This is a genomic window from Mesorhizobium sp. Cs1299R1N3, assembly GCF_037179625.1.
Classification (GTDB): domain Bacteria; phylum Pseudomonadota; class Alphaproteobacteria; order Rhizobiales; family Rhizobiaceae; genus Mesorhizobium; species Mesorhizobium salmacidum.
Genome location: NZ_JAPYKQ010000001.1, coordinates 88,822 through 107,794, shown reverse-complemented (window position 1 = coordinate 107,794; position 18,973 = coordinate 88,822). Strand labels below are relative to the sequence as shown.

Annotated in this window: 15 protein-coding genes and 1 pseudogene; 14 read left to right on the top strand and 2 right to left on the bottom strand. The window is 57.1% G+C overall.

Annotated elements, in window-relative coordinates; all coding sequences use genetic code 11:
* Window positions 1-32 precede the first annotated feature (32 nt).
* From O7B34_RS00475 to O7B34_RS00430, 10 genes and pseudogenes are all read left to right on the top strand, one after another.
* Window positions 33-1,361: an aspartate aminotransferase family protein gene (locus tag O7B34_RS00475; RefSeq protein ID WP_337144490.1), complete on the top strand. Its 1,329-nt coding sequence runs from the start codon at window positions 33-35 to the stop codon at window positions 1,359-1,361.
* A 406-nt stretch (window positions 1,362-1,767) separates the two neighbouring features.
* On the top strand, window positions 1,768-2,742 hold the full coding sequence (locus tag O7B34_RS00470) for an amino acid ABC transporter permease (RefSeq protein WP_337144489.1): 975 nt from the start codon (window positions 1,768-1,770) through the stop codon (window positions 2,740-2,742).
* A gap of 125 nt (window positions 2,743-2,867) precedes the next feature.
* The gene (locus tag O7B34_RS00465) at window positions 2,868-3,605 is read left to right on the top strand and encodes an amino acid ABC transporter ATP-binding protein (protein WP_337145163.1); all 738 of its coding nucleotides are present in this window, start codon (window positions 2,868-2,870) and stop codon (window positions 3,603-3,605) included.
* 98 nt (window positions 3,606-3,703) lie between these two features.
* Window positions 3,704-5,116: a dipeptidase gene (locus O7B34_RS00460; RefSeq protein WP_337145162.1), complete on the top strand. Its 1,413-nt coding sequence runs from the start codon at window positions 3,704-3,706 to the stop codon at window positions 5,114-5,116.
* Between the two features lie 67 nt (window positions 5,117-5,183).
* On the top strand, window positions 5,184-6,362 hold the full coding sequence (locus O7B34_RS00455; protein WP_337144488.1) for a M24 family metallopeptidase: 1,179 nt from the start codon (window positions 5,184-5,186) through the stop codon (window positions 6,360-6,362).
* A gap of 17 nt (window positions 6,363-6,379) precedes the next feature.
* Window positions 6,380-7,087 carry a hypothetical protein gene (locus O7B34_RS00450; RefSeq protein WP_337144487.1) on the top strand — a complete coding sequence of 236 codons (708 nt, stop codon included), beginning with the start codon at window positions 6,380-6,382 and terminating at the stop codon, window positions 7,085-7,087.
* Between the two features lie 416 nt (window positions 7,088-7,503).
* The gene (locus O7B34_RS00445) at window positions 7,504-8,940 is read left to right on the top strand and encodes an amidase (RefSeq protein ID WP_337144486.1); all 1,437 of its coding nucleotides are present in this window, start codon (window positions 7,504-7,506) and stop codon (window positions 8,938-8,940) included.
* Between the two features lie 453 nt (window positions 8,941-9,393).
* The gene (locus tag O7B34_RS00440; RefSeq protein WP_337144485.1) at window positions 9,394-10,233 is read left to right on the top strand and encodes a transporter substrate-binding domain-containing protein; all 840 of its coding nucleotides are present in this window, start codon (window positions 9,394-9,396) and stop codon (window positions 10,231-10,233) included.
* 97 nt (window positions 10,234-10,330) lie between these two features.
* Window positions 10,331-11,135: pseudogene (locus tag O7B34_RS00435) on the top strand (IS66 family transposase); the annotation flags it as partial.
* A complete protein-coding gene (locus O7B34_RS00430; RefSeq protein WP_337145199.1) occupies window positions 11,093-11,455 on the top strand; it encodes a hypothetical protein in 363 nt (120 codons plus the stop codon). The pseudogene O7B34_RS00435 and the gene O7B34_RS00430, both read left to right, overlap by 43 nt.
* A 26-nt stretch (window positions 11,456-11,481) precedes the next feature.
* Here O7B34_RS00430 and O7B34_RS00425 read toward each other — a convergent pair whose 3' ends face one another.
* Window positions 11,482-12,561, bottom strand: a complete 1,080-nt coding sequence (locus O7B34_RS00425; protein ID WP_337144484.1) for a phosphotransferase enzyme family protein — start codon at window positions 12,559-12,561, stop codon at window positions 11,482-11,484.
* A gap of 15 nt (window positions 12,562-12,576) precedes the next feature.
* Window positions 12,577-13,896 (bottom strand): aspartate aminotransferase family protein, encoded by a 1,320-nt coding sequence (locus O7B34_RS00420; RefSeq protein ID WP_337144483.1) that lies wholly within the window; start codon window positions 13,894-13,896, stop codon window positions 12,577-12,579.
* Window positions 13,897-14,418: 522 nt separating this feature from the next.
* On the opposite strand from O7B34_RS00420, the gene O7B34_RS00415 reads away from it, so the two are divergent.
* From O7B34_RS00415 to O7B34_RS00400, 4 genes are all read left to right on the top strand, one after another.
* Window positions 14,419-15,672, top strand: a complete 1,254-nt coding sequence (locus O7B34_RS00415; RefSeq protein WP_337144482.1) for a methylaspartate ammonia-lyase — start codon at window positions 14,419-14,421, stop codon at window positions 15,670-15,672.
* 15 nt (window positions 15,673-15,687) lie between these two features.
* Window positions 15,688-16,821 (top strand): CaiB/BaiF CoA transferase family protein, encoded by a 1,134-nt coding sequence (locus O7B34_RS00410; protein WP_337144481.1) that lies wholly within the window; start codon window positions 15,688-15,690, stop codon window positions 16,819-16,821.
* A gap of 145 nt (window positions 16,822-16,966) precedes the next feature.
* A complete protein-coding gene (locus O7B34_RS00405) occupies window positions 16,967-17,869 on the top strand; it encodes an HpcH/HpaI aldolase/citrate lyase family protein (protein WP_337144480.1) in 903 nt (300 codons plus the stop codon).
* 130 nt (window positions 17,870-17,999) lie between these two features.
* Window positions 18,000-18,926: a LysR family transcriptional regulator gene (locus tag O7B34_RS00400; protein WP_337144479.1), complete on the top strand. Its 927-nt coding sequence runs from the start codon at window positions 18,000-18,002 to the stop codon at window positions 18,924-18,926.
* Window positions 18,927-18,973 lie beyond the last annotated feature (47 nt).

The following is an 18,973-nucleotide window of genomic DNA, read 5'->3' as shown; positions in this document are numbered from 1 at the left end:
ATTCCAGCTATCCATTAGAACACGAGACCACTATGAGCAGACTCTTGCACCGCTCGATTGACGCAAACCTGCCGGTGGCTACCGGCGGGCGCGGAATCGAGTTGTTCGACTCCGATGGCAAAGTATATATCGATGCGTCCGGCGGCGCTGCGGTGTCATGCCTGGGCCATAACCATCCAGCCGTGCTGGCGGCGTTGCACGTCCAACTCGACAAACTCGCCTACGCTCACACGGGCTTCTTTACCTCTGAAATCGCTGAAAGGCTGGGGGAACGCCTCGTCGCCGATGCGCCGGATGGCATCGACTTCGTCTATCTCGTCAGTGGCGGATCTGAAGCTATGGAGGCGGCACTGAAAATGGCGCGCCAGTACTTCGTAGAGAGAGGGGAAGGCCGGCGGAGGCACATCATCGCACGCCGCCAAAGCTATCATGGCAACACTTTGGGTTCACTGGCAGTTGGTGGCAATGAGCGGCGCCGAGCCCAATTCAAACCGCTGCTCGTGGAAACCCATCACATTGCACCGTGCTATGCTTATCGTGGCCGCTTGGCCGCTGAAAGCGAGTATCAGTACGGAGAGCGTGTCGCAAACGAACTCGAGGCAAAAATTCTCGAGCTCGGGCCAGATGAAGTGATCGCATTTGTGGCGGAAACGATCGTTGGCGCAACGGCCGGCGCAGTCCCGCCCGTAGAGGGCTATTTCAAAAAGATCCGCGAAATTTGTGACCGCTACGGCGTTCTTTTGATCCTGGACGAGGTCATGTGCGGCATGGGGCGCAGTGGAACTCTGCACGCTTTCGAGCAGGACGGGATAGTGCCGGACATGGTCGCAATCGCGAAGGGTCTGGGCGGCGGATATCAGCCGATCGGGGCCGTGCTGCTCGGACGTCATATCTACGAGGCGTTCTGCGGAGGCTCAGGGTTTTTCCAACATGGCCACACCTACATGGGACACCCGATGGCTGCGGCGGCGGCCCTTGCGGTGCAGGACGTGATCCGGGAGCACCGGCTTCTGGACAATGTCGTCCAGATGGGGGAATTGCTCACTCGTCAGCTCCGAGATCGCTTCCAAAATCATCAGTATGTTGGCGACATTCGCGGGCGCGGCCTTTTCTGCGGCATAGAAATTGTTAGTGATCGCAGGGACAAATCGCCGTTGGACCCCTCACGTAAAATTCACGCGGTTGTGAAACGAGAAGCCATGGCCCGCGGTCTTATGGTGTATCCGATGGGCGGTACGATTGACGGCGTGCAAGGTGACCATATCCTTCTCGCGCCGCCGTTCATCGTTAATGCAGACCAGATCCACACGATTGTTGAGCGTCTCGGCGATGCCCTGGATGATGCGCTTGACTATGATTGATGGACCAAAATAGCTGTAGTGTAGGCGGCGGAGAAGCGCCGCCCAGCGCCAAGATGCTCGGTTATCTCGTCCCATGGGTGCGAACCTTCAATTGCGTTTCGAAGCGAATTTTTTCGCAGCTTGATGGCTTGCCCGTCGAACGCTTCCGAGGCCGGTCCTTTCGTGAAGATACTCAATGATCCATTTGGGTTACAGACACAACTTCAAAAACATATGTTGCATCCCGTATAGGGCTGAGGTAGACTTTGCGTCGGATCAGGGTTCCGTTGCGGGAGATGCTGCTACCCACATTTCAGGTGCGGGAATGAGACAAAATGGTCTGACGTCGATCGCTCAGTGCAAATAGTAAAGATCGCAAACCTATAACGGCCCGGCTAGGCGGGGCCGCATTTTTGAAGGCGCTGCCATGCTCTATGCGGATACCGTGGACTCCGATGTGCTCGTCCATAAGCCGTGGTTTATCGCCTCGGTCTTTGTGTTGGTGCTTTCGGTTTTCCTTATGGTCAACCTCACTGGTACGACCATGGGTGAACTTATGCGGCCAGTCATCGGCAATCCGCTGGAGAGCGGATTCTATGGCCGTTTTGCGATCGCGTTTGTGATCGCGCTAGTGTTCTGCCTCAACATGGCACTGATCGGCTTCGCTCCGTTGAAAGTCCAGATTGCCGTAGTATGGATAGAGCTACTGCTTCTTTTTCTTTCTTTCTTCGCGGTATTTAATTTAAGTATACCATTCATTCAGCAGAACATCCCATATCTCATTACCCAAGGTGTAGTGACTACTCTCTACATTTCGGCGATTTCGCTCATCTTTGCGTCCGCAATAGGTATAATTGCTGCGATAGCAAAGCTGTCAAGCAATGGCTTTGCGTACGGCATCGCCGCGTTTTACACTTCGTTCTTCCGCGGCCTTCCTCTTTTGATGCAGATTTATCTGATCTATCTCGGGCTGCCGCAGTTGGGAATTATTCTGAATGCTGTGCCATCAGGCATTTTAGCGCTTTCGCTATGCATTGGCGCATACATGACGGAAATCTTTCGCGCCGGCATCCAAAGCATCGATCGCGGTCAATGGGAGGCATCGCGATCGTTGGGCTTTGGCTTTGGGCTCACGATGCGCAAGATTATCCTGCCCCAGGCGCTTCCTGTGATCATCCCTCCTATGGGAAACACTTTCATCGGGATGCTGAAGGATAGCTCGCTTGTGTCCGTCCTCGGCGTGTGGGAGCTGACGTTCCTTGCTCGGACACTTGGCCAGGAAACCTTCCATCACATGGAAATGCTGATAACGGCGGCAATTATCTATTGGATATTGTCCGTCTGCCTTGAGCTGATTCAATCAAGAATAGAGCGCTACTTTGCCAGGAGCAAGGTAAGATGACCATCGACAGTATGCATCAGGTAACGCAGGATCCGAACTGGCAAAACTCGCTTAGAGCGCCCTTTGATGGACCGCTCTCAGAATCAAGTCGTGATGGAAAATCATCGAACTGGAGGCAGGCGGTATTGAGCGACGCGGTCATCGAGGCCAGAAACGTCTCGCAGTGGTATGGCACCTTCAGAGCTTTGACGCATGTCAGCCTCACTGTGCGAAAGAGCGAACGCGTCGTTATCTGCGGCCCGTCGGGATCCGGAAAGTCGACGCTGATCCGCTGTTTCAATCGGCTCGAGGCACACCAGGAGGGTGAAATCGCCGTCAACGGGATCAGATTGCACAGCAAGATGCGCGACCTGGCCGACGTTCGCAAAAATGTGGGCATGGTTTTCCAGCACTTCAATCTTTTTCCGCACATGACCGTGCTGATGAACTGTATGGCCGCTCCGATGTGGATCAAAGGTGTGCCCGAGACCGAGGCAAGGAGGCTTGCGCTCAAATTCCTCGAGCGCGTGCGTATACCGGAGCAGGCAAACAAATATCCGGGGCAGCTCTCGGGAGGACAGCAGCAGCGCGTCGCGATTGCCCGTTCCCTCTGCATGGAGCCTGCCGTCATGCTCTTCGACGAGCCCACCTCGTCTCTGGATCCGGAAATGGTGTCGGAGGTGCTCGAGACAATGACTAGTCTCGCGCGCGACGGCATGACCATGGTTTGCGTCACCCACGAGATGAGCTTCGCACGATCCGTTGCTGACCGCGTCATCTTCATGGACGCAGGCCGAATTGTCGAAGAGGGTGCCCCAAATGACTTCTTCGCCAACCCGCAGCACCCAAGAACAAAGCTGTTCCTCAGCCAGATCTTGAAGTAATTTCCTCTTTCGTCGCAGAATGCATCTTATAGTTGCGAGCAGCGACACGACAGAACGCGTATTTATCCTTGGAGTAGCTAGCTTTGATTCCGAAAGAGATGCATATAGACGCGATAGTTGACGATTTGCTCTGCCGGCGGGACGAGATTTTAGAGCGACTTTGCGCGTTCTTGCGCATTCCGAGCGTAAGCACAGACCCCGCTTTTATAGGCGGGATGCGAGACGCGCGAACGTTTCTAGTCGATTGGATCGAGCGCATGGGCTTGAGCGATGTCCAGCTGCTCGATGGCGGCGGTCACCCAGCCGTTTACGGCGCTTGGAACGGTGCGCCAGGAAAGCCTACCTTGCTCGTCTATGGGCATTATGATGTTCAGCCCCCGGAACCACTAGATGCTTGGGTGACACCACCTTTCGAACCAACCATCCGGGACGGACGGCTCTATGCGCGCGGTGCATCTGACGTCAAAGGCTCGACCGCGATCGCACTCGAAACTATCGCTGCCTTTCTGAAAGTCCGAAACGCCTGCCCAGTGAACGTGAAAGTGTTTTTGGAGGGGGAAGAGGAAACCAACAGTCCTAGTTTGCGCGCGATTGTGGAACGGTACGGCGACTTGCTGCAGGCGGACGGGATGATATCCGCTGATGGCGCGCGAGCGCATCCCGAAATCCCCACGATTAATGTGGCCTCCCGCGGAATTGTAGAGTTTGAATTTTCAGTTCGCACCGCCGACAAGGACCTTCATTCTGGTCGCTACGGCGGCGCGGTCCGGAACGCCACACATGAGATGGCGCGCATCATTGCTTCCTTACATGACGAGCAGGGCGCCATCGCGATCCCGGGGTTCCTGTCGTCGCTACCCTCAGTCTCTGTCGAGGCCCGGACTGAGACGGCCAAATTTCTCTTCGACGGGGTCGCTTTCGTCAAGGACGTTGGGGCGCAGACCCACGGGGAACCTGGGTTCTCCGTACGTGAGCAACTGACGCTCCGACCGGCTCTGGATGTAAACGGGATGTGGGGAGGTCACACCGGGTTGGGGTACAAAACAGTAATCCCAAGCACTGCTCACGCTAAGCTGTCGTTGAGAACCGTGCCCGGACAAGACCCTGACCGGGTCTCGGACGCACTGAAGGTTCATCTGCGCACGGTTTGCCCGCCGGATGTAGAGCTCTCGATCGACGACCCGGAAACTGGGAGCTGCGCCTTCGAGCTGCCTGCCGGGCATCCACTTGTGCTTGCCGCCAAGAAAGTCTTGCACGAGGCGACCGGAAGAGAGCCGGTACTGGTCCGGCTTGGAGCGTCCATCCCCATCACGGCGATATTTCAAGAACTGCTCGGTGTCCGGACGCTGATGTTCGGGTTCGGCTTACCGGATGAGGATATTCACGCCCCCAACGAATTCTTCCGGTTGTCCTCCTTGGAAGAAGGCCTTTCTGCATGGCCGAGACTGCTAGAGCAAGTTGGTGAGCTAAGCGCCGATGAGTTTCAGTCAATCGTCGCAAATGAACAATAGTGAGATTACCTAGTTACTTGCGTAGCGAAAAATCCATTCATGGCAAAGACGTTCACGGAAGGCCGATATGATAAAAGAACTGCAGTTTCAGGTTGCCGAATTCCGGGCCCGTCTGTCCGCGGTGAAACGCGAAATGGTACGAAGGGGGATCGATATCCTACTTTTATCAGAACCGTCGAACCAGAACTATCTGACGGGTTACAATGCGGATTCCTACTATACTCCGCAAATGGTGATTGTGGCGATCGACCATGAGGAGCCTATCTGGGTGGGTCGTTTAATGGACCGAGTCTCGGCGGTAATGACCACCTACCTTGCCGATGAAAACATTAGAGCCTATCCCGAGTCGCATGTTCATTCGCCCACCCTTTCAGCGTACGACATTATGGCTGACGTTATTAAGGAAGTTGGCGGAGAAAAGGCACGCATCGGCATAGAGATGGGTGGGTATTACTACTCCGCACGCGCTCACGCGGATCTTGTACGGGCTCTCCCGCTCGCCGAGTTCGTCGATGCCGACCTGCTTGTAGGATGGATCAGACTCATTAAAAGCCCGGCTGAACTGGTGATCATGCGCCAGGCGGGGCAGATAGCCGATGCGGCAATGCAGCGTGTGATTGATATGGTTGAGGTGGGTGTGCGCGAATGCGACATCGCTGCCGCTGTCTACCAGCAACAGATATCAGGCACCGCTGGGTTCGGAGGCGACTACCCATGTTACCCGCCAGTTCTGTGCATTGGTGAGCGCTCTGTTGCTCCACATGCCGTGTGGACAGATGGGCCGGTCGAGAATTCAGCCGTGATCAATCTTGAGTTGTCAGGATGCCGGCATCGCTACACGGTATTTCTCGCCCGCACGATTGTTCTGGGCGCGCCCTCAACCGCTTTTCTAGAGCTGTCAAGAATTGCCGTGGAAGGTCTGAACGTCTGCCTTGAAAGCGTTCGTCCCGGGCGAACCTGTTCAGAGGTTTTTAGCGCATTTCATGAAGCGTTGGCTCGCCACGGAGTCGAGAAAGCCGGAAGAATCGGGTACCCTACTGGGATTGGATTTCCTCCATCTGGCGGAGAGCGCACAGCCAGTATCCGAAAGGACGACAGAACGGTCCTTCAACCAGGTATGGTATTTCACCTGATGCCGGGCCTGTGGTTGGACGATGCCGGCATCACGATCACGCAAAGCTTTGCTGTGACCGAAGACGGCTGTGAGCCTTTGACGATGGCGCCGCGCAAGTTGATCGTTAAATAGTCTAAGAGAGATGAGTCATGACATGGCAAACACGTACCGCTATCGGAATTCTCGAGCTTGACGAAGGACAGGAACTAGGTGGGGTCTTACATGCTCCCCGAGAAAACTCCCTTCTGAATCCGGCGACGTTCGACCGACCAATTCTTGCCGAGATCGTCGAAGGTGCAATTGCGGAAGTGGTGATCGCCGGCGATCCCTCGCTCGAGGAAGCCTGTGTTCGGGCAGCCCGCAGGTTGGTTGAACGCGGCGCTGGTGTGATTGTGGGAGACTGTGGTTTTTTGATCAGGCATCAAGCGGCAGTGTCCGCGGCAGTGAACGTGCCGGTGGCGATGTCGAGCCTGCTCCTAATTCCGACGTTGCTGCTACACTTGGCGCCTGCCCAAAAGCTTGCCGTGATAACGGCTGACTCAAAACACTGCACTGAAGACTTGTTTGGTATCGACAATGCTGCGCATCGAGCAAGAGTGGTTATAGGAGGGATCGAAGGCGGTGAGTACGTCCGTAACGCAATTGCGCGTCCCATAGTCCGAGTCAGTCTCGATCAGATCGAGCGGGAGCTAGCGGCTTGCATCGCTCGACTCCGCGCTGAGCATCCTGAGATCGGGGCGCTGTTGTTTGAGTGCACCGGATTTCCCGTTGTCACAGCTGCTCTGCGTCGTAGCACAAAGCTTCCAATCTATGACATTACCGACCTTTGCAAATTGACAATTGGCGCAGTTGCCTGATGCAGAGTTTGCCGCTTGATGTTTCACCGTCTCCCCGCATATGAGCAGGTCGCGTTGCGGTCGGCACTTACGAAGTTCGCAGGGATGCACGTTCTTGGACCCGCGTTGTCACTGGCACCGATGTGCGCATTGAGCGCATTCATCGCCCAACCGATTGGCCGCTGGACCGGATCGGCGAACCGAGCACAACCGGCGCATTGCGGCTTCTTCATAGAGAACGTGCGCAAGAAGGGTCAGTCGGTCATCTGAATTTCAGATGAAGTAAATCTTAAAACAATATTCGACACTGGCTACTTCCAAATGCAATTGGGGCCAAGTGTGGCGACTCGTTTGCTGATTTGGAATTCAGCTCTGATTACTTCTCATAATCCCGGTTGTGCGTGCTGTCGCCGAGACTCAGAAGAAGGATAACTGCAGTGAAGCTAAGTGAGTACGTAGAATACGATGCGACCGGTTTGGCCTCTCTCGTGAAGGCGGGAGAGGTGACGCCCTTGGAGTTGACGCGTATAGCCCGGCAGGCCCACGACGAGGTCAATCCGCGCGTCAACGCTGTCATTGAATTCTACGAAGATGCCGAGACCGTTGTCGGCGCAGACGGAGGACTCTTTCACGGTGTGCCGTTCCTTCGCAAGGATATCGGGGGCACTGAAGCTGGCCGCCTGCAGGAAAAAGGGAGCCGTCTGTTCAAAGGTCATCGTTCCAATATCGACAGCTTTTTTTTCCGACGCGCCCAGGCCGGAGGGCTTCGGTGTCTCGGCAGAACAACAACATCCGAGCTCGGATCCTCTCCAATGAGCCAATCCATTCTCAATGGTATCACCGGCAATCCATGGGATTTGGACCGCACCGCAGGAGGCTCCTCAGGCGGATCCGCGGCGGCGGTGACCGCCGGCATAACGCCTATTGCATCTGGGAGCGATGGCGGCGGGTCAATTCGCATCCCGGGATCGTGGTGCGGTCTTGTTGGACTGAACCCGTCCCGCGGACGTGTTTCCGGCGGCCCGGATAACCAGGACGCGTCATTTGGTTGCAGCCGCGCATTTGTTCTCTGTCGAACTGTGCGCGACATGGCCGCTGCGCTGGACATTTTTTCCGGTCCCCATCCGGGGGATCCATTTATCATTGTACAGGCGAGCCGTCCTTACGTGGAGGAACTGTCGCAGCCGACCGATCATCTGCGGGTCGGGGTCGCGAGAACGAGTTGGGGCGCGGTCGACCTCGACCCGGAAGTGCTGGAGACTGTCGAGGCCACGGCAACGCTTCTGCAGGAGATGGGGCACATGGTAACGGACATCGACCGGCCATATGAGCCCGAAGATTACAGCAGAATAACTTTCGCCGGGCGGAACTCGGCCGCGAATTCACTTGAAGCAGCGGCGCGGGCCATGGGGCGCACGATTAGCTCAGACACCTTGGAGCCAGGCAATCTCAAACGGTATGAATATGGCCGCGATATGCCTCTTTTCCAAGGGATCGAATTACCGGAGGCTCTCCGGAGAATGCGCTTTCGCGTCGGCGAGGCGATCCAGGGGTTCGACATTCTGCTGACCCCGACATTGCCAACTGTGGCCCTGCCGCATGGCGGCATCTATTCTGCCACCAATCCAACCCTTTCCGCAGAAGAAATCACCGAAGCGGACACAGCGATTTGTCAGTACACCGGCGTATTCAATGTCACCGGACAACCTGCGGTGTCCTTGCCATTGGCACAAAGCGCCGGCGGGCTGCCGATCGGTATTCAGATCGTCGGCCGCTTTGGCGACGAAGCTACACTGGTCCGTGTCGCACGCGACCTGGAGGAAGCCCGACCGTGGCGCCACCGGCTACCAAGCGTTCGAGCGGGAGTAAGCTAACGCTTCGACGTCGCCGCGCAACTACGTTAGACGCTCAAGGATCGGACTTCGTGTGCGTATTGGGCCAACATCCCACCAAGAAAATCCGAACCGACAGCTTTCTTTCAAGGGGTTCTACAAGCGCAATCGCATCGAGCGATACTCCAATCAAATAGTTCAGGGTATCGCTACCGCTACGGCAGAGATCCGCTAAACGTCCTGGCCGCGATCAATCTCCTGCCACAGGGTGGACTGGTTTCAATCATCTAGGTTCTAGCTGATCGCCATCTTGATTATCTTCTCCCAACTGATGGGCCGACGGGACTAGGGTGAGCGTGAAACGGCGTGGGTGGAATGAGCACGCGCTCCTACCTCAAATTTAGATTGATCAGGTTCACTTGAACTCATGTGCAGGAATAACCTTAAAGATCTAGCTGTTAAGAATTGTAAGAACGACAAAGAAGGGAACACAGCATGTACAAATTTCTGACGACAATAGCAGCTGTAGTATCGGTCGCAGCTTCGTCTGCGGCTTCGTCCACTGCGGCCAATGCCGACCCTGTACTTGATCGTGTGCTTGCGACAAAGACTTTGACAGTGGCGGTCGGGACGGATTGGGGGACGATGTCATTCTTGAATGACAAACACGAGCTCGATGGTTTTGATATCGACGTCGCCAAAGACATCGCAGAACACCTCGGCGTGCAGGTCAAATTCGTCACGCCGGGCTGGGATGTCATCGTCGCCGGAAAATGGCAGGGTCGTTGGGACATGGCAATGGGCCAGATGACCCCGACCAAGGCGCGGGCCGAAAAATTTGAGTTCGTGACCTATTTCTACTCGCGATCGATCGCCGTCGTTCACAAGGATAGCAAGGCGAAAAAGCTTTCCGATCTCGACGGCAAGGTGGTCGGCGCCTCGGCGGGTGCTGTGGACGAGCAATATGCAAAGCACGCCCTCGCACCGGATTGGATAGGTGCTCAGCCAGTAGAATATCAGTTCACTCCGGGCGAGGTGAAGTCATACCCGACCCCCGAAATTATGAATCAGGATCTCCGCCTGGGCGATGGCGTTCGTCTTGATGCAATCGTCATGACGCAAGAAAGTTTTCCTAAAATGATCGCCTCTGGGTACCCATTTAGGCAGCTCGGTGAACCGCTATTCGCGGCGCCTGCCGCTATTGCAATTGAACACGGCGAAAAAGATTTCAGCAAAAAAATAGCGGCTGCGATCGACAGTATGAAAGATGACGGGATGCTCTCCGAAATATCGAGAAAGTGGTATGAAGGAGTCGACTACACCAGTGAAAGATAGGAACGTGGAGCTTTGGTGGCCGGCTAACCTCGCGGGCGACGCTCCGAAACGTGCCGCTCAGCCAGTCGACGCTCGTCCGACCAGGTCGGCGCCGGCGCTGATGCCGCTGTTCAAGCGGCTCGAAGCCCATGTGCTGGTCGCTTCACGTCTGCACGGGGACGATACAACGGTTCCGGTGTTGGCCGACCGATATCGGCCGATTGTGGACCTATGTGCGCGATGACCGACCGTTCGGCGCGCTGATCCTCCGGTGGCCGTGTTCTACTATTCCCGAGATCGCCGAGGGGAACATCCTCGGCCCATCTTGCCCGCTGGAGCGGCATTCTGCAGGCCGATGCTTTGGCGGTTGTGGCGATCTCTATGCAATGGGCCGTCAGCCGGCGCCGATAGGCCCAACCTGGTCTATCCGCTAGCGGTTGAAGCCGTGAGGCGCATGGATGCGCTGTTCGATGTCAAGCGCGCGATTAACGGCCTGTCGCCAGGCCAACGCCACGCTGTGCGTCAGGACGGAGCGCGCCCTTAGCCACCGAGCTCGAGCGCTGGATGATCGAGACGCGCGACGAGCTCTCGCGCGGACACGATCTGACCAAGCCCTTCAACTACATGCTGCGCCGCCTGGTCGTCCTTCACACGCATGATGGGCGGATTTGTCTATCGAACAATGCGAGTCCTGCGCGGCATCCCTCTCGGCAGAAAGTCCTGGCTGTTCTGCGGTTCCGATCGCGGCGGACAGCGCGCTGCCGTTCTCTACAGGCTGATCGCGAGCGCCAAGTTGAACGATATCGACCCTCAGGCCTGTGCCGACGTCCTCGCCCGACTGCCCGCCGGCGCATCAGATCATTGATTTGCTGCCGTGTAGTTGGAGATCCGCAAAACTGCGGACCCAACAAGCGGCGGCCTGATCACGCAGCGTAATAAGGTGCATCACGTCCACACCGTCAAAAGTGTCGCCATGGACCTCGGCGTCAGCGAAAAGCTCATCCACAAACTGACCCTCGGTCTCGAGCCCGAGGACGGCGTCATCTGGGTCTGCGGGGCCAACGATGACGACGGGATCTTGCTTTCACCGATGATCGAAAGCTTGACCTCAGCACCGCGGTGCTTAAGTGATCATGGCCGCCGACCCGCACGTCTGCGGCCTTCACCGGATGAGTCCCTCGGTCAGGTCCGAATTGACAACCTCCTGAAAGCTCTTCTGATTGTTCGGCTCGAGGGCGAATGATAGCTGAGCCGGTATGCATTGCTGGCTCAAGTGCCAGCATCACCGGCGCGGTAGCGGAGTTGCCCGATTATGTCATCCAGTGGTATGCTGATTGCCCGCTCCAGGTTCGTCCAGTAATACTCGGCATCAGCGAGTAGCTCCTCGCGTTGGTTAGGTGCGCGCTCAGCTTTCCAGTACCTGATCAACGCGAGCATGGTGAGTCGCGCGAGAGCCGCAACTGGCAAAAGTGGAAGTTCTGACTCGTTTATCGGCCGACTCTGCTCATACCCAGCGACAAAGGCAAAAGCATCCTGCCAAGGGTGATCCTGATCGCGGCCGACCAGGTGAGCGACCGCGTTTGCAGGGTCAAAGATCACCGCGCTACGGACAGTATCACCAAAGTCAAGGACGGCCTTCACGAACACATCGCTGTGCGGATCCACCACGACATTGTTGGGAGCGTAGTCACCGTGGATCACTTGTATCTCAAGATTGGACAGCCTCGGCAGCACGACTTCGTCGAAGAGCCTGAAGGCTCGTTGAGCCAGCAGACGGCGTTCGGGGTCCGGCGTGTACTCGACAAGCCCGGCCCAATGGTGAAAGTGCCCAATGTCGTAAACTAAGTTCCGCGCAGCGCCTGCGTGCTCAAATGATCGCAGTGCACTGTTTACTCGCCCAAGCATTCCTCCCAACTTAGTTAACTGCTCTGCGCTCGAGTCTATCTGTTCCCATAACACCCCTTCGACGAAGCGGAAGACGCTAATGATCCGGCGGGTGCCATCGCTCATGTCGATGGGAACGCTGTCGCTTCCATCAAGAGTCAGTTCGATTCGCTGAACCGGCAACGCGTGAGCGGTATCATTGAGGTAACGCATCACGGCGATCTGCAGCGCCGTCACCGATTCCGGCTCATCGGAGGGCGACACCTTCACGAGGTATTCACTGGAACCAGTTGCGAGCCTCAAAGTGACGCCCTTTTCACTCGCCAGTCGTTTGACTTGTCCGCTGAGCCCATAGTGCCTCTGAAGCATGATCTTCAGCAACGGGAGGTCGATGGACTCGTGAGGCGACAACAGGCAACTCTCCTCGAGGAGACATTGCAACACCACGCCGGGTGACTTGTTCATGTCCGTCGAGGCCTCCTACAGCCGGTCTTTTGCGACAACCGCAAATGTCTCAAGGAGTCGCGACGCATCGGCAGCGGTGAAGGCGACCGGGGGACGTACTTTCAATACGTTGGACGCCGGGCCCGTCCGGCTGATCAGGACTCGACGATCACGCAAGTCCTTGATGATGGCTTCGCAACGAGCGGAATCGGGCTCGAGCGTCCTTTTATCCTTGACGATCTCGACACCCAGGTATAGGCCGCTGCCGCGGATTTCGCCAACGTAAGGGGATTCCCGTGTGAGCGCCTCAAGTCCTGCGCGTAAGGTCGCACCGTTAGCGACAACGCGCTCACGCACATTTTCCTGCTCGAACACATCGAGCACCGCAGACGCTGCAGCTACAGAGATCGATCTGCCACCCAACGTGTTGAAGTAGCTGACCTTCTGTCCGAACTCGTCGGACACCTCGGGACGGAAGACGACGCCGGAGATGGGGAACCCGTTCCCCATCGCCTTGCCCATCGTGACGAGGTCAGGAAGTACATCGTGTCGACTGAACCCCCACATCGAATCTCCGAGCTGAGCGAACCCCGATTGAACTTCGTCCGCGACGTAGAGGCCGCCGGCGGCGTGAACCTCGTCGACGACCGCCTTCATGAAGCCAACAGGGTGAGTGAAGATCCCGTCGGAGGTGAACGCCGAATCGGCGATCAATGCGGCCAGCCGGTATCCATGCCGCTCGAGATCACGGATCGCGGATCGTACCTGATCGCGCATATAATCGGCGAGAGAACGTCCCGACCCGACGAGTCGGGGGTCAGGAGCGGCAATGAGGCGGACGTTCGGTCCGAGCGGGGATCCTGCGCCCAGCATGGGGGAAAAACTCGCCACCTCTCGAGTGCGGCCGTGAAACGCCCAGCGGGTCGCGATGATTCCCTCGCCGCCGGTGTGGAACCTCGCGACCCGAATCGCGAGATCGTTCGCCTCGGATCCGGTGCAGGGCAAGCTTAGCTTCGACAGCGCCGCCGGAAACGTCGCAAGCAGCCGCTCTGCGTAGTCAACGAGTAGCTTCTGGGGATAGCGCGTATCAGTATTAATTGCGGCCATCTGGCGGCAAATGGCTTCCACAACATGCCTGTGCGCATGCCCGACGCCCTGAACGTTGTTATACGCGTCCAGATAGTCATTGCCGTCGCGATCGACGAGGTGCGCGCCAAAGCTCGAAACAAACTCCACCGGAATCGTCTCGGAAAAATGGTAACCAGGACCGAGCACCCGGTCACGGCGTCGGATAATGTCCTGGAGCGGTTCTGGCAGATCGCTGACACCAATCCGCTTGGGGGCGCGCGAATTCATCTCAGCGTGAGACCGAACGATCGAAGGAAAGGTGAGCTATCGTTACGGCAAGTGCTGCGAAAAAGGAAAATGTTCATTCGGAGTCCCGGCGGCTGCAATCAGTGTATCCTCGACTACCAGTAGAAAGCCAGCGGCCGCGGGTGTCCAATTCAGTTTGAAGATTGATATCTTCTCGCGACGAGATGTCGGAATGCAAGGCGGTGGCCCGGCCTGTGCGAGCGGGCGTGAGGCGCGGCGCCCGGTCGGCCGCGATGCGCCTGCCCCATTCGCTAGCCCGTCTTAGGGCGATGTCACGGTAACGCGTTGGAGACATTTGCGGCAGACACAGGTGGACGAACACCTTGCCGATCAGCTACAAGCGCCATCGTCTCCCGCCGCAGATCATCGCCGCCATCTTGAAACACGATGGCACCAGAATGGACTTTATATTGGCGCCCACAATACTGGGTAGACCATATTCGTGGTGGAGGCGGGACAACAGCTTCGATCCCGCTAGCATTCGCCTCGCAATCGGGCAGAACAATGAAGATAGACGACGTGATTCTAGCTCCGGGAAACGGCGCATTTTTCTACGACGACCAAGCTGCAATCAGGCAGGGCGCAAGGCAGGAGGGGTTCATCTATGTTGGTGAACCGATAACGCCGGGTTTCAGCTCCATTCGGGTACCTGCGTCTTCGCTGAGCATCGGCCTTGTTCTTTCTGACGGAGCCGTCGTTTGGGGCGACATGATGGGCGTCCAGTACTCAGGGGCGGGCGGGCGCGACCCGGTATTCGATCCTGGGACCATTTGTGATCTGACGTCGCGCATCGTCTCGCCGCGGCTGCTTGATCTCGACCCCACCCGGTATGTCGAGGCCTGCACCAAAGTGTGTCAGCCCTTCGAAGGTGAAAGACTTCCCCTTTCGATCGAGTATGGCGTCACGCAGGCGCTGCTTAGCGCGGCTGCCCATCTCTGCCGCAAAACAATGGCGGAGATCATATGTAGCGAGTTCAATCTGCCACTGCCTCGGCACATTGTCCCGATCTACTGTCAGAGCGGTGACGCTCGCGACCTCAACGTGGACAAGATGATCCTGAAGGGGGTGAATGTACTACCTCACGGGTTAATCAACTCGCGCCAGAAATTCGGCATCAATGGCGGGACCTTTATCGATTTCGTCAGCTGGGTCGCAAAGCGCACGCGCGAACTTGGCCCTCCGGATTATCATCCGGTGCTCCATTTCGATGTGTATGGTTGGATCGGCCAAGAAATCGGACTGCAGCCGCAGCGGATCGCCGACTTCATCTGCAATGTGGCCGATACCGTTCCGGGTTTCACCCTCAACATCGAGTCACCTGCAGACTTTGGGTCCACACAAGCCCAAATCGAAAACTACGCCCAGATCGTATCGATCTTGGACGGGAGGGGTTCCAGCGCGCGCATCGTGGTGGATGAAAGATGCAATACGTTGGAGGATATACGTCTCTTTGCCGAAGCTAAAGCGACGCATCTCGTCCAGATCAAAACCCCCGACGTCGGCTCACTTACCGACACTGCGCGTGCCGTTCTCCTCTGCAAATCGAACAACGTGGGGGCTTATGTCGGAGGAAGTTGCACCGAGACGGATCTGTCAGCCCGGGCTTCGGTCCACGTATCGGTGGCGACACAGGCGGACATGATGCTGGCAAAGCCCGGAATGGGCGTTGACGAGGGTTTTTCTATCGTCGGGAACGAACAGAACCGGTTGTTCGCGATGCTGGACCATCGTCGCGCTCACACAAATAGTCTCAGTTGAATGCGCGGTGCAGACATGCAGAACTGCCTTGAGGGGATCACCGTTGTTGCGGTGGAGCAGGCTGTAGCAGCGCCTTACGCATCTTCTCGACTTGCGGACGCAGGCGCTAGAGTGATCAAAATCGAGAGGCCCGAAGGGGACTTTGCGCGCAGCTATGACCAGTTGGTGAGGGGTCAAAGCGCTTACTTCGTCTGGCTCAATCGCGGTAAGGAGTCGGTTTGCCTGGACCTGAGGTTGGAGGCGGATCGTGTCGTTCTGGGGTCGCTCATCGCCGCTGCTGACGTCTTCATCCAGAACCTGAAGCCGGGCAGTATTGAAAAGCTGGGCTTTGGGTCGGCGGCTCTTCGTCGACGCTTTCCGCGGCTGATTACCTGTGACATTTCAGGCTTCGGGGAGGGCGGGCCATATTCCCATCTGAAGGCCTACGATCTCATCGTTCAGGCCGAGACGGGATTGTGTGCGATTACGGGAACACATCAGGGGCCGGCAAGAATAGGGGTGTCGGTCTGCGACATCTCGGCAGGCATGACGGCGCACGGCGCCATTCTGCAGGCGCTGTTCCACCGCGAGCGGACGGGGGAAGGCGCGCACATACAGGTCTCGCTTTTTGATGCCGTCGCTGATTGGATGAATGTACCGGTCCTGCAGCACGACTACAGCAGCTACGAGACAGTGCGCGCGGGCGTGAAGCACCCGTCGCTTGCCCCATATGGCGCCTATCGATGCTGCGATGGCAAAGACGTCATTTTCTCGGTCCAGAATGATCGGGAATGGGTGAATTTTTGCGAGAAGTTCCTCAAGCAGCCCCAGCTGACACGGGCACCTGGCTTTGCTGATAACATGGAACGACTCCATGACCGTGCTCGCCTCGATAAAATTGTGGAAGGGCGCTTTGCAGAACTTTCGTCCGTGGAAGCTATGCAGGAGCTCGAAGCTGCCGGTCTTGCCTACGGGCGACTGAATGAAGTAGCGGCTGTTTCTGAGCATCCACATGTTCGTAGAGTGCAGGTCGGCACGCCTAGCGGAGTTATAGAGGCGATAGCTCCAGCCGCGATTTTCGATTCTAAGCAGCCATCGCTGCGCCCGGTTCCGGCTCTTGGGGCCCACACTGCGGCTGTCCGCGACGAGGTTGAAACACGTGCACGCTAACAGGCCGCGTCGGCGCGAGGGGCCCTTCGGCCCTTCGTTCTCAAGAGCGGCATCCGCAGCGGGCGACGAGGGAGACGGCTCCTGCCGGCTTGCCTGCCAGCGTCGCCGACCGCTTGCTTACCCAATTAGCCAAGGGGCCTAGGCCATGAGCAGGGGAGCCGATCCAACTGTTGGCAGCGCGAAATGCGTTCCTCGCTGGAGATCGCTACTCTTTGTACCGGCTCACGTTCCGCGCTTCGTTGAGAGAGCTCACGAACGCGGTGCCGATGGCGTCATACTCGATCTCGAAGATTCTGTTCCGCTGAATCAAAAAAGCGAGGCACGTCGGCTGCTCACTGAATCCGTGGCGAAGGTCGGCAGGCAGGGCGCATCAGTTCTGGTCCGCGTGAATTCTGGTCTGCGTGCCGTAACGGCCGACCTCAATGCGGCCGTGATGGCGGGTGTGGATGCCCTCGTTCTCCCCAAAACGGAATCGGCTCACTGGATAGCAGAGATCGCCAACGCGGTTTTGGAACTCGAACGAGAAAGAAACCTTGCCGAGGGCCAAATCCGCTTCCTTGTTCAGATTGAGACTCCTGATGCATTGCAAAGACTCGAGGCTATCGCCTCGGCTCACCCACGCGTGATTGCCATGGCGCTCGGTCCCGAAGACTTTTGTGCTTGTGTTGGCGGCGTTCCAGAATTCGACCTGCTTTTGGGTCCAAACCTTTCCGTCTTGTTTGCAGCACGCGCGGCCGGGTTACTCCCCTTGGGCTTTGTAGGAAGCATTGGCGACTTCTCGGACAGGGACAAAGTCCGCGATACGGCCGTGCATGCACGTCGGCTTGGGTTTGCTGGAGCTTTGGCCGTGCATCCCACACAGGTGCCAATATTCAATGAGGCCTTCTCGCCAAGTGCAAAGGAGTTGGAGTGGGCCCGCCGTGTTGTAACCGCGGAAAGCGATGCTGATGCCCGCGGCATGTCCGCATTCTCTCTGGATGGCAGGATGATTGATCCTCCAGTGGTGCGGCGCGCCCGCGAGATGATGGCCCTTGCCGGCGAGAACTAAGCTGATTGGGATCAGGCCCTCTGTCTGCCAAGTTGTATGCACGGTGCAGCGGTTTTGTTTGCTGCCTATCTCGTTTCGAGATAGGGTTATAAATGCGCGGCGGGTCGCGTTTCAGTTGGATACGCTTACCGTGGAAATCAGGCAGCTAAGATATTTTGTCGGCGTAGTCGACGCAGGTAGCTTCACCAAGGCAGCTTCGCTCCTTCATGTCGCACAGAGCGCGCTCAGCCTGCATGTGCGTCAGCTGGAAGATGCCTTTGGAACTCAGCTGCTCGTGCGCGACAGAACTGGCGTGACCGTGACGACGTCCGGAGCGAAACTGCTCGAGCGGGCGCGCAACATCTTAAAGGAAATTCAACTCACCGAAGCGGAACTGACCAATACGGTGGTTTCCCCCGCCGGAGAAGTTACTATAGGTATCCCATCTGGAGCCGCTCGCGTCCTTAGCGGGCCGTTGCTCGAAGCGGCACGAAACGAGCTGCCGAAAATCTCGCTCAAGATGATCGAGGGCATGACAGGCCCGCTCGAAGAATGGATGGCATCTGGCCGGTTTAACCTGGCGGTCCTCTATCGCACTGCGGAGAGCGTGGGGCGGATGACGGTGTTGGCGCGCGAGGAGTTTTGCCTGGTCGTACCTCCGGGGGAGCCTCCCTTCGAAGATTCGATACCTCTGTCCGACCTGCACGCATTTCCGTTGGCGGTTCCCATGCGCAACAACAATGTCAGGCGGTCGGTGGCTGACGTCGTTGCACGGCACGGGTGTGTCCTAGATGTACGATTCGAAGTCGACTCGCTTTCCACGATCATCAATATGGTCATGGAAGCGAAAGCGTATTCTATCCTTACACCGTCGGCCATCCATAAAGAGGCATCCCAAGGCCTCGTTCGTACGGTCAAGATCATCGATCCGGTGATTACCCGATCCGTCGTGCTTGCCGTCAACCCAAAAGATGAGCGCTCTCCGGCCGTGTCTGCGGTCCGCAAGCTGATCCACAAGGTGGCTCGGACTTTGATCGAGAGCGGGCTTTGGTCGGCCACAGCTCCAGATAAAGGCTAAGCAGCTTTCAAAGCAGCATCTGCTGGCCTGTCTTGCCAATCTGGAAT

Coding starts and splice junctions, on each gene's coding strand:
- O7B34_RS00420 (WP_337144483.1), bottom strand. CDS start 13,896: ATGAATTCGCGCGCCCCCAAGCGGATTGGTGTCAGCGATCTGCCAGAA.
- O7B34_RS00455 (WP_337144488.1), top strand. CDS start 5,184: ATGATAAAAGAACTGCAGTTTCAGGTTGCCGAATTCCGGGCCCGTCTG.
- O7B34_RS00410 (WP_337144481.1), top strand. CDS start 15,688: ATGCAGAACTGCCTTGAGGGGATCACCGTTGTTGCGGTGGAGCAGGCT.
- O7B34_RS00405 (WP_337144480.1), top strand. CDS start 16,967: ATGAGCAGGGGAGCCGATCCAACTGTTGGCAGCGCGAAATGCGTTCCT.
- O7B34_RS00425 (WP_337144484.1), bottom strand. CDS start 12,561: ATGAACAAGTCACCCGGCGTGGTGTTGCAATGTCTCCTCGAGGAGAGT.
- O7B34_RS00470 (WP_337144489.1), top strand. CDS start 1,768: ATGCTCTATGCGGATACCGTGGACTCCGATGTGCTCGTCCATAAGCCG.
- O7B34_RS00475 (WP_337144490.1), top strand. CDS start 33: ATGAGCAGACTCTTGCACCGCTCGATTGACGCAAACCTGCCGGTGGCT.
- O7B34_RS00450 (WP_337144487.1), top strand. CDS start 6,380: ATGACATGGCAAACACGTACCGCTATCGGAATTCTCGAGCTTGACGAA.
- O7B34_RS00415 (WP_337144482.1), top strand. CDS start 14,419: ATGAAGATAGACGACGTGATTCTAGCTCCGGGAAACGGCGCATTTTTC.
- O7B34_RS00460 (WP_337145162.1), top strand. CDS start 3,704: ATGCATATAGACGCGATAGTTGACGATTTGCTCTGCCGGCGGGACGAG.
- O7B34_RS00440 (WP_337144485.1), top strand. CDS start 9,394: ATGTACAAATTTCTGACGACAATAGCAGCTGTAGTATCGGTCGCAGCT.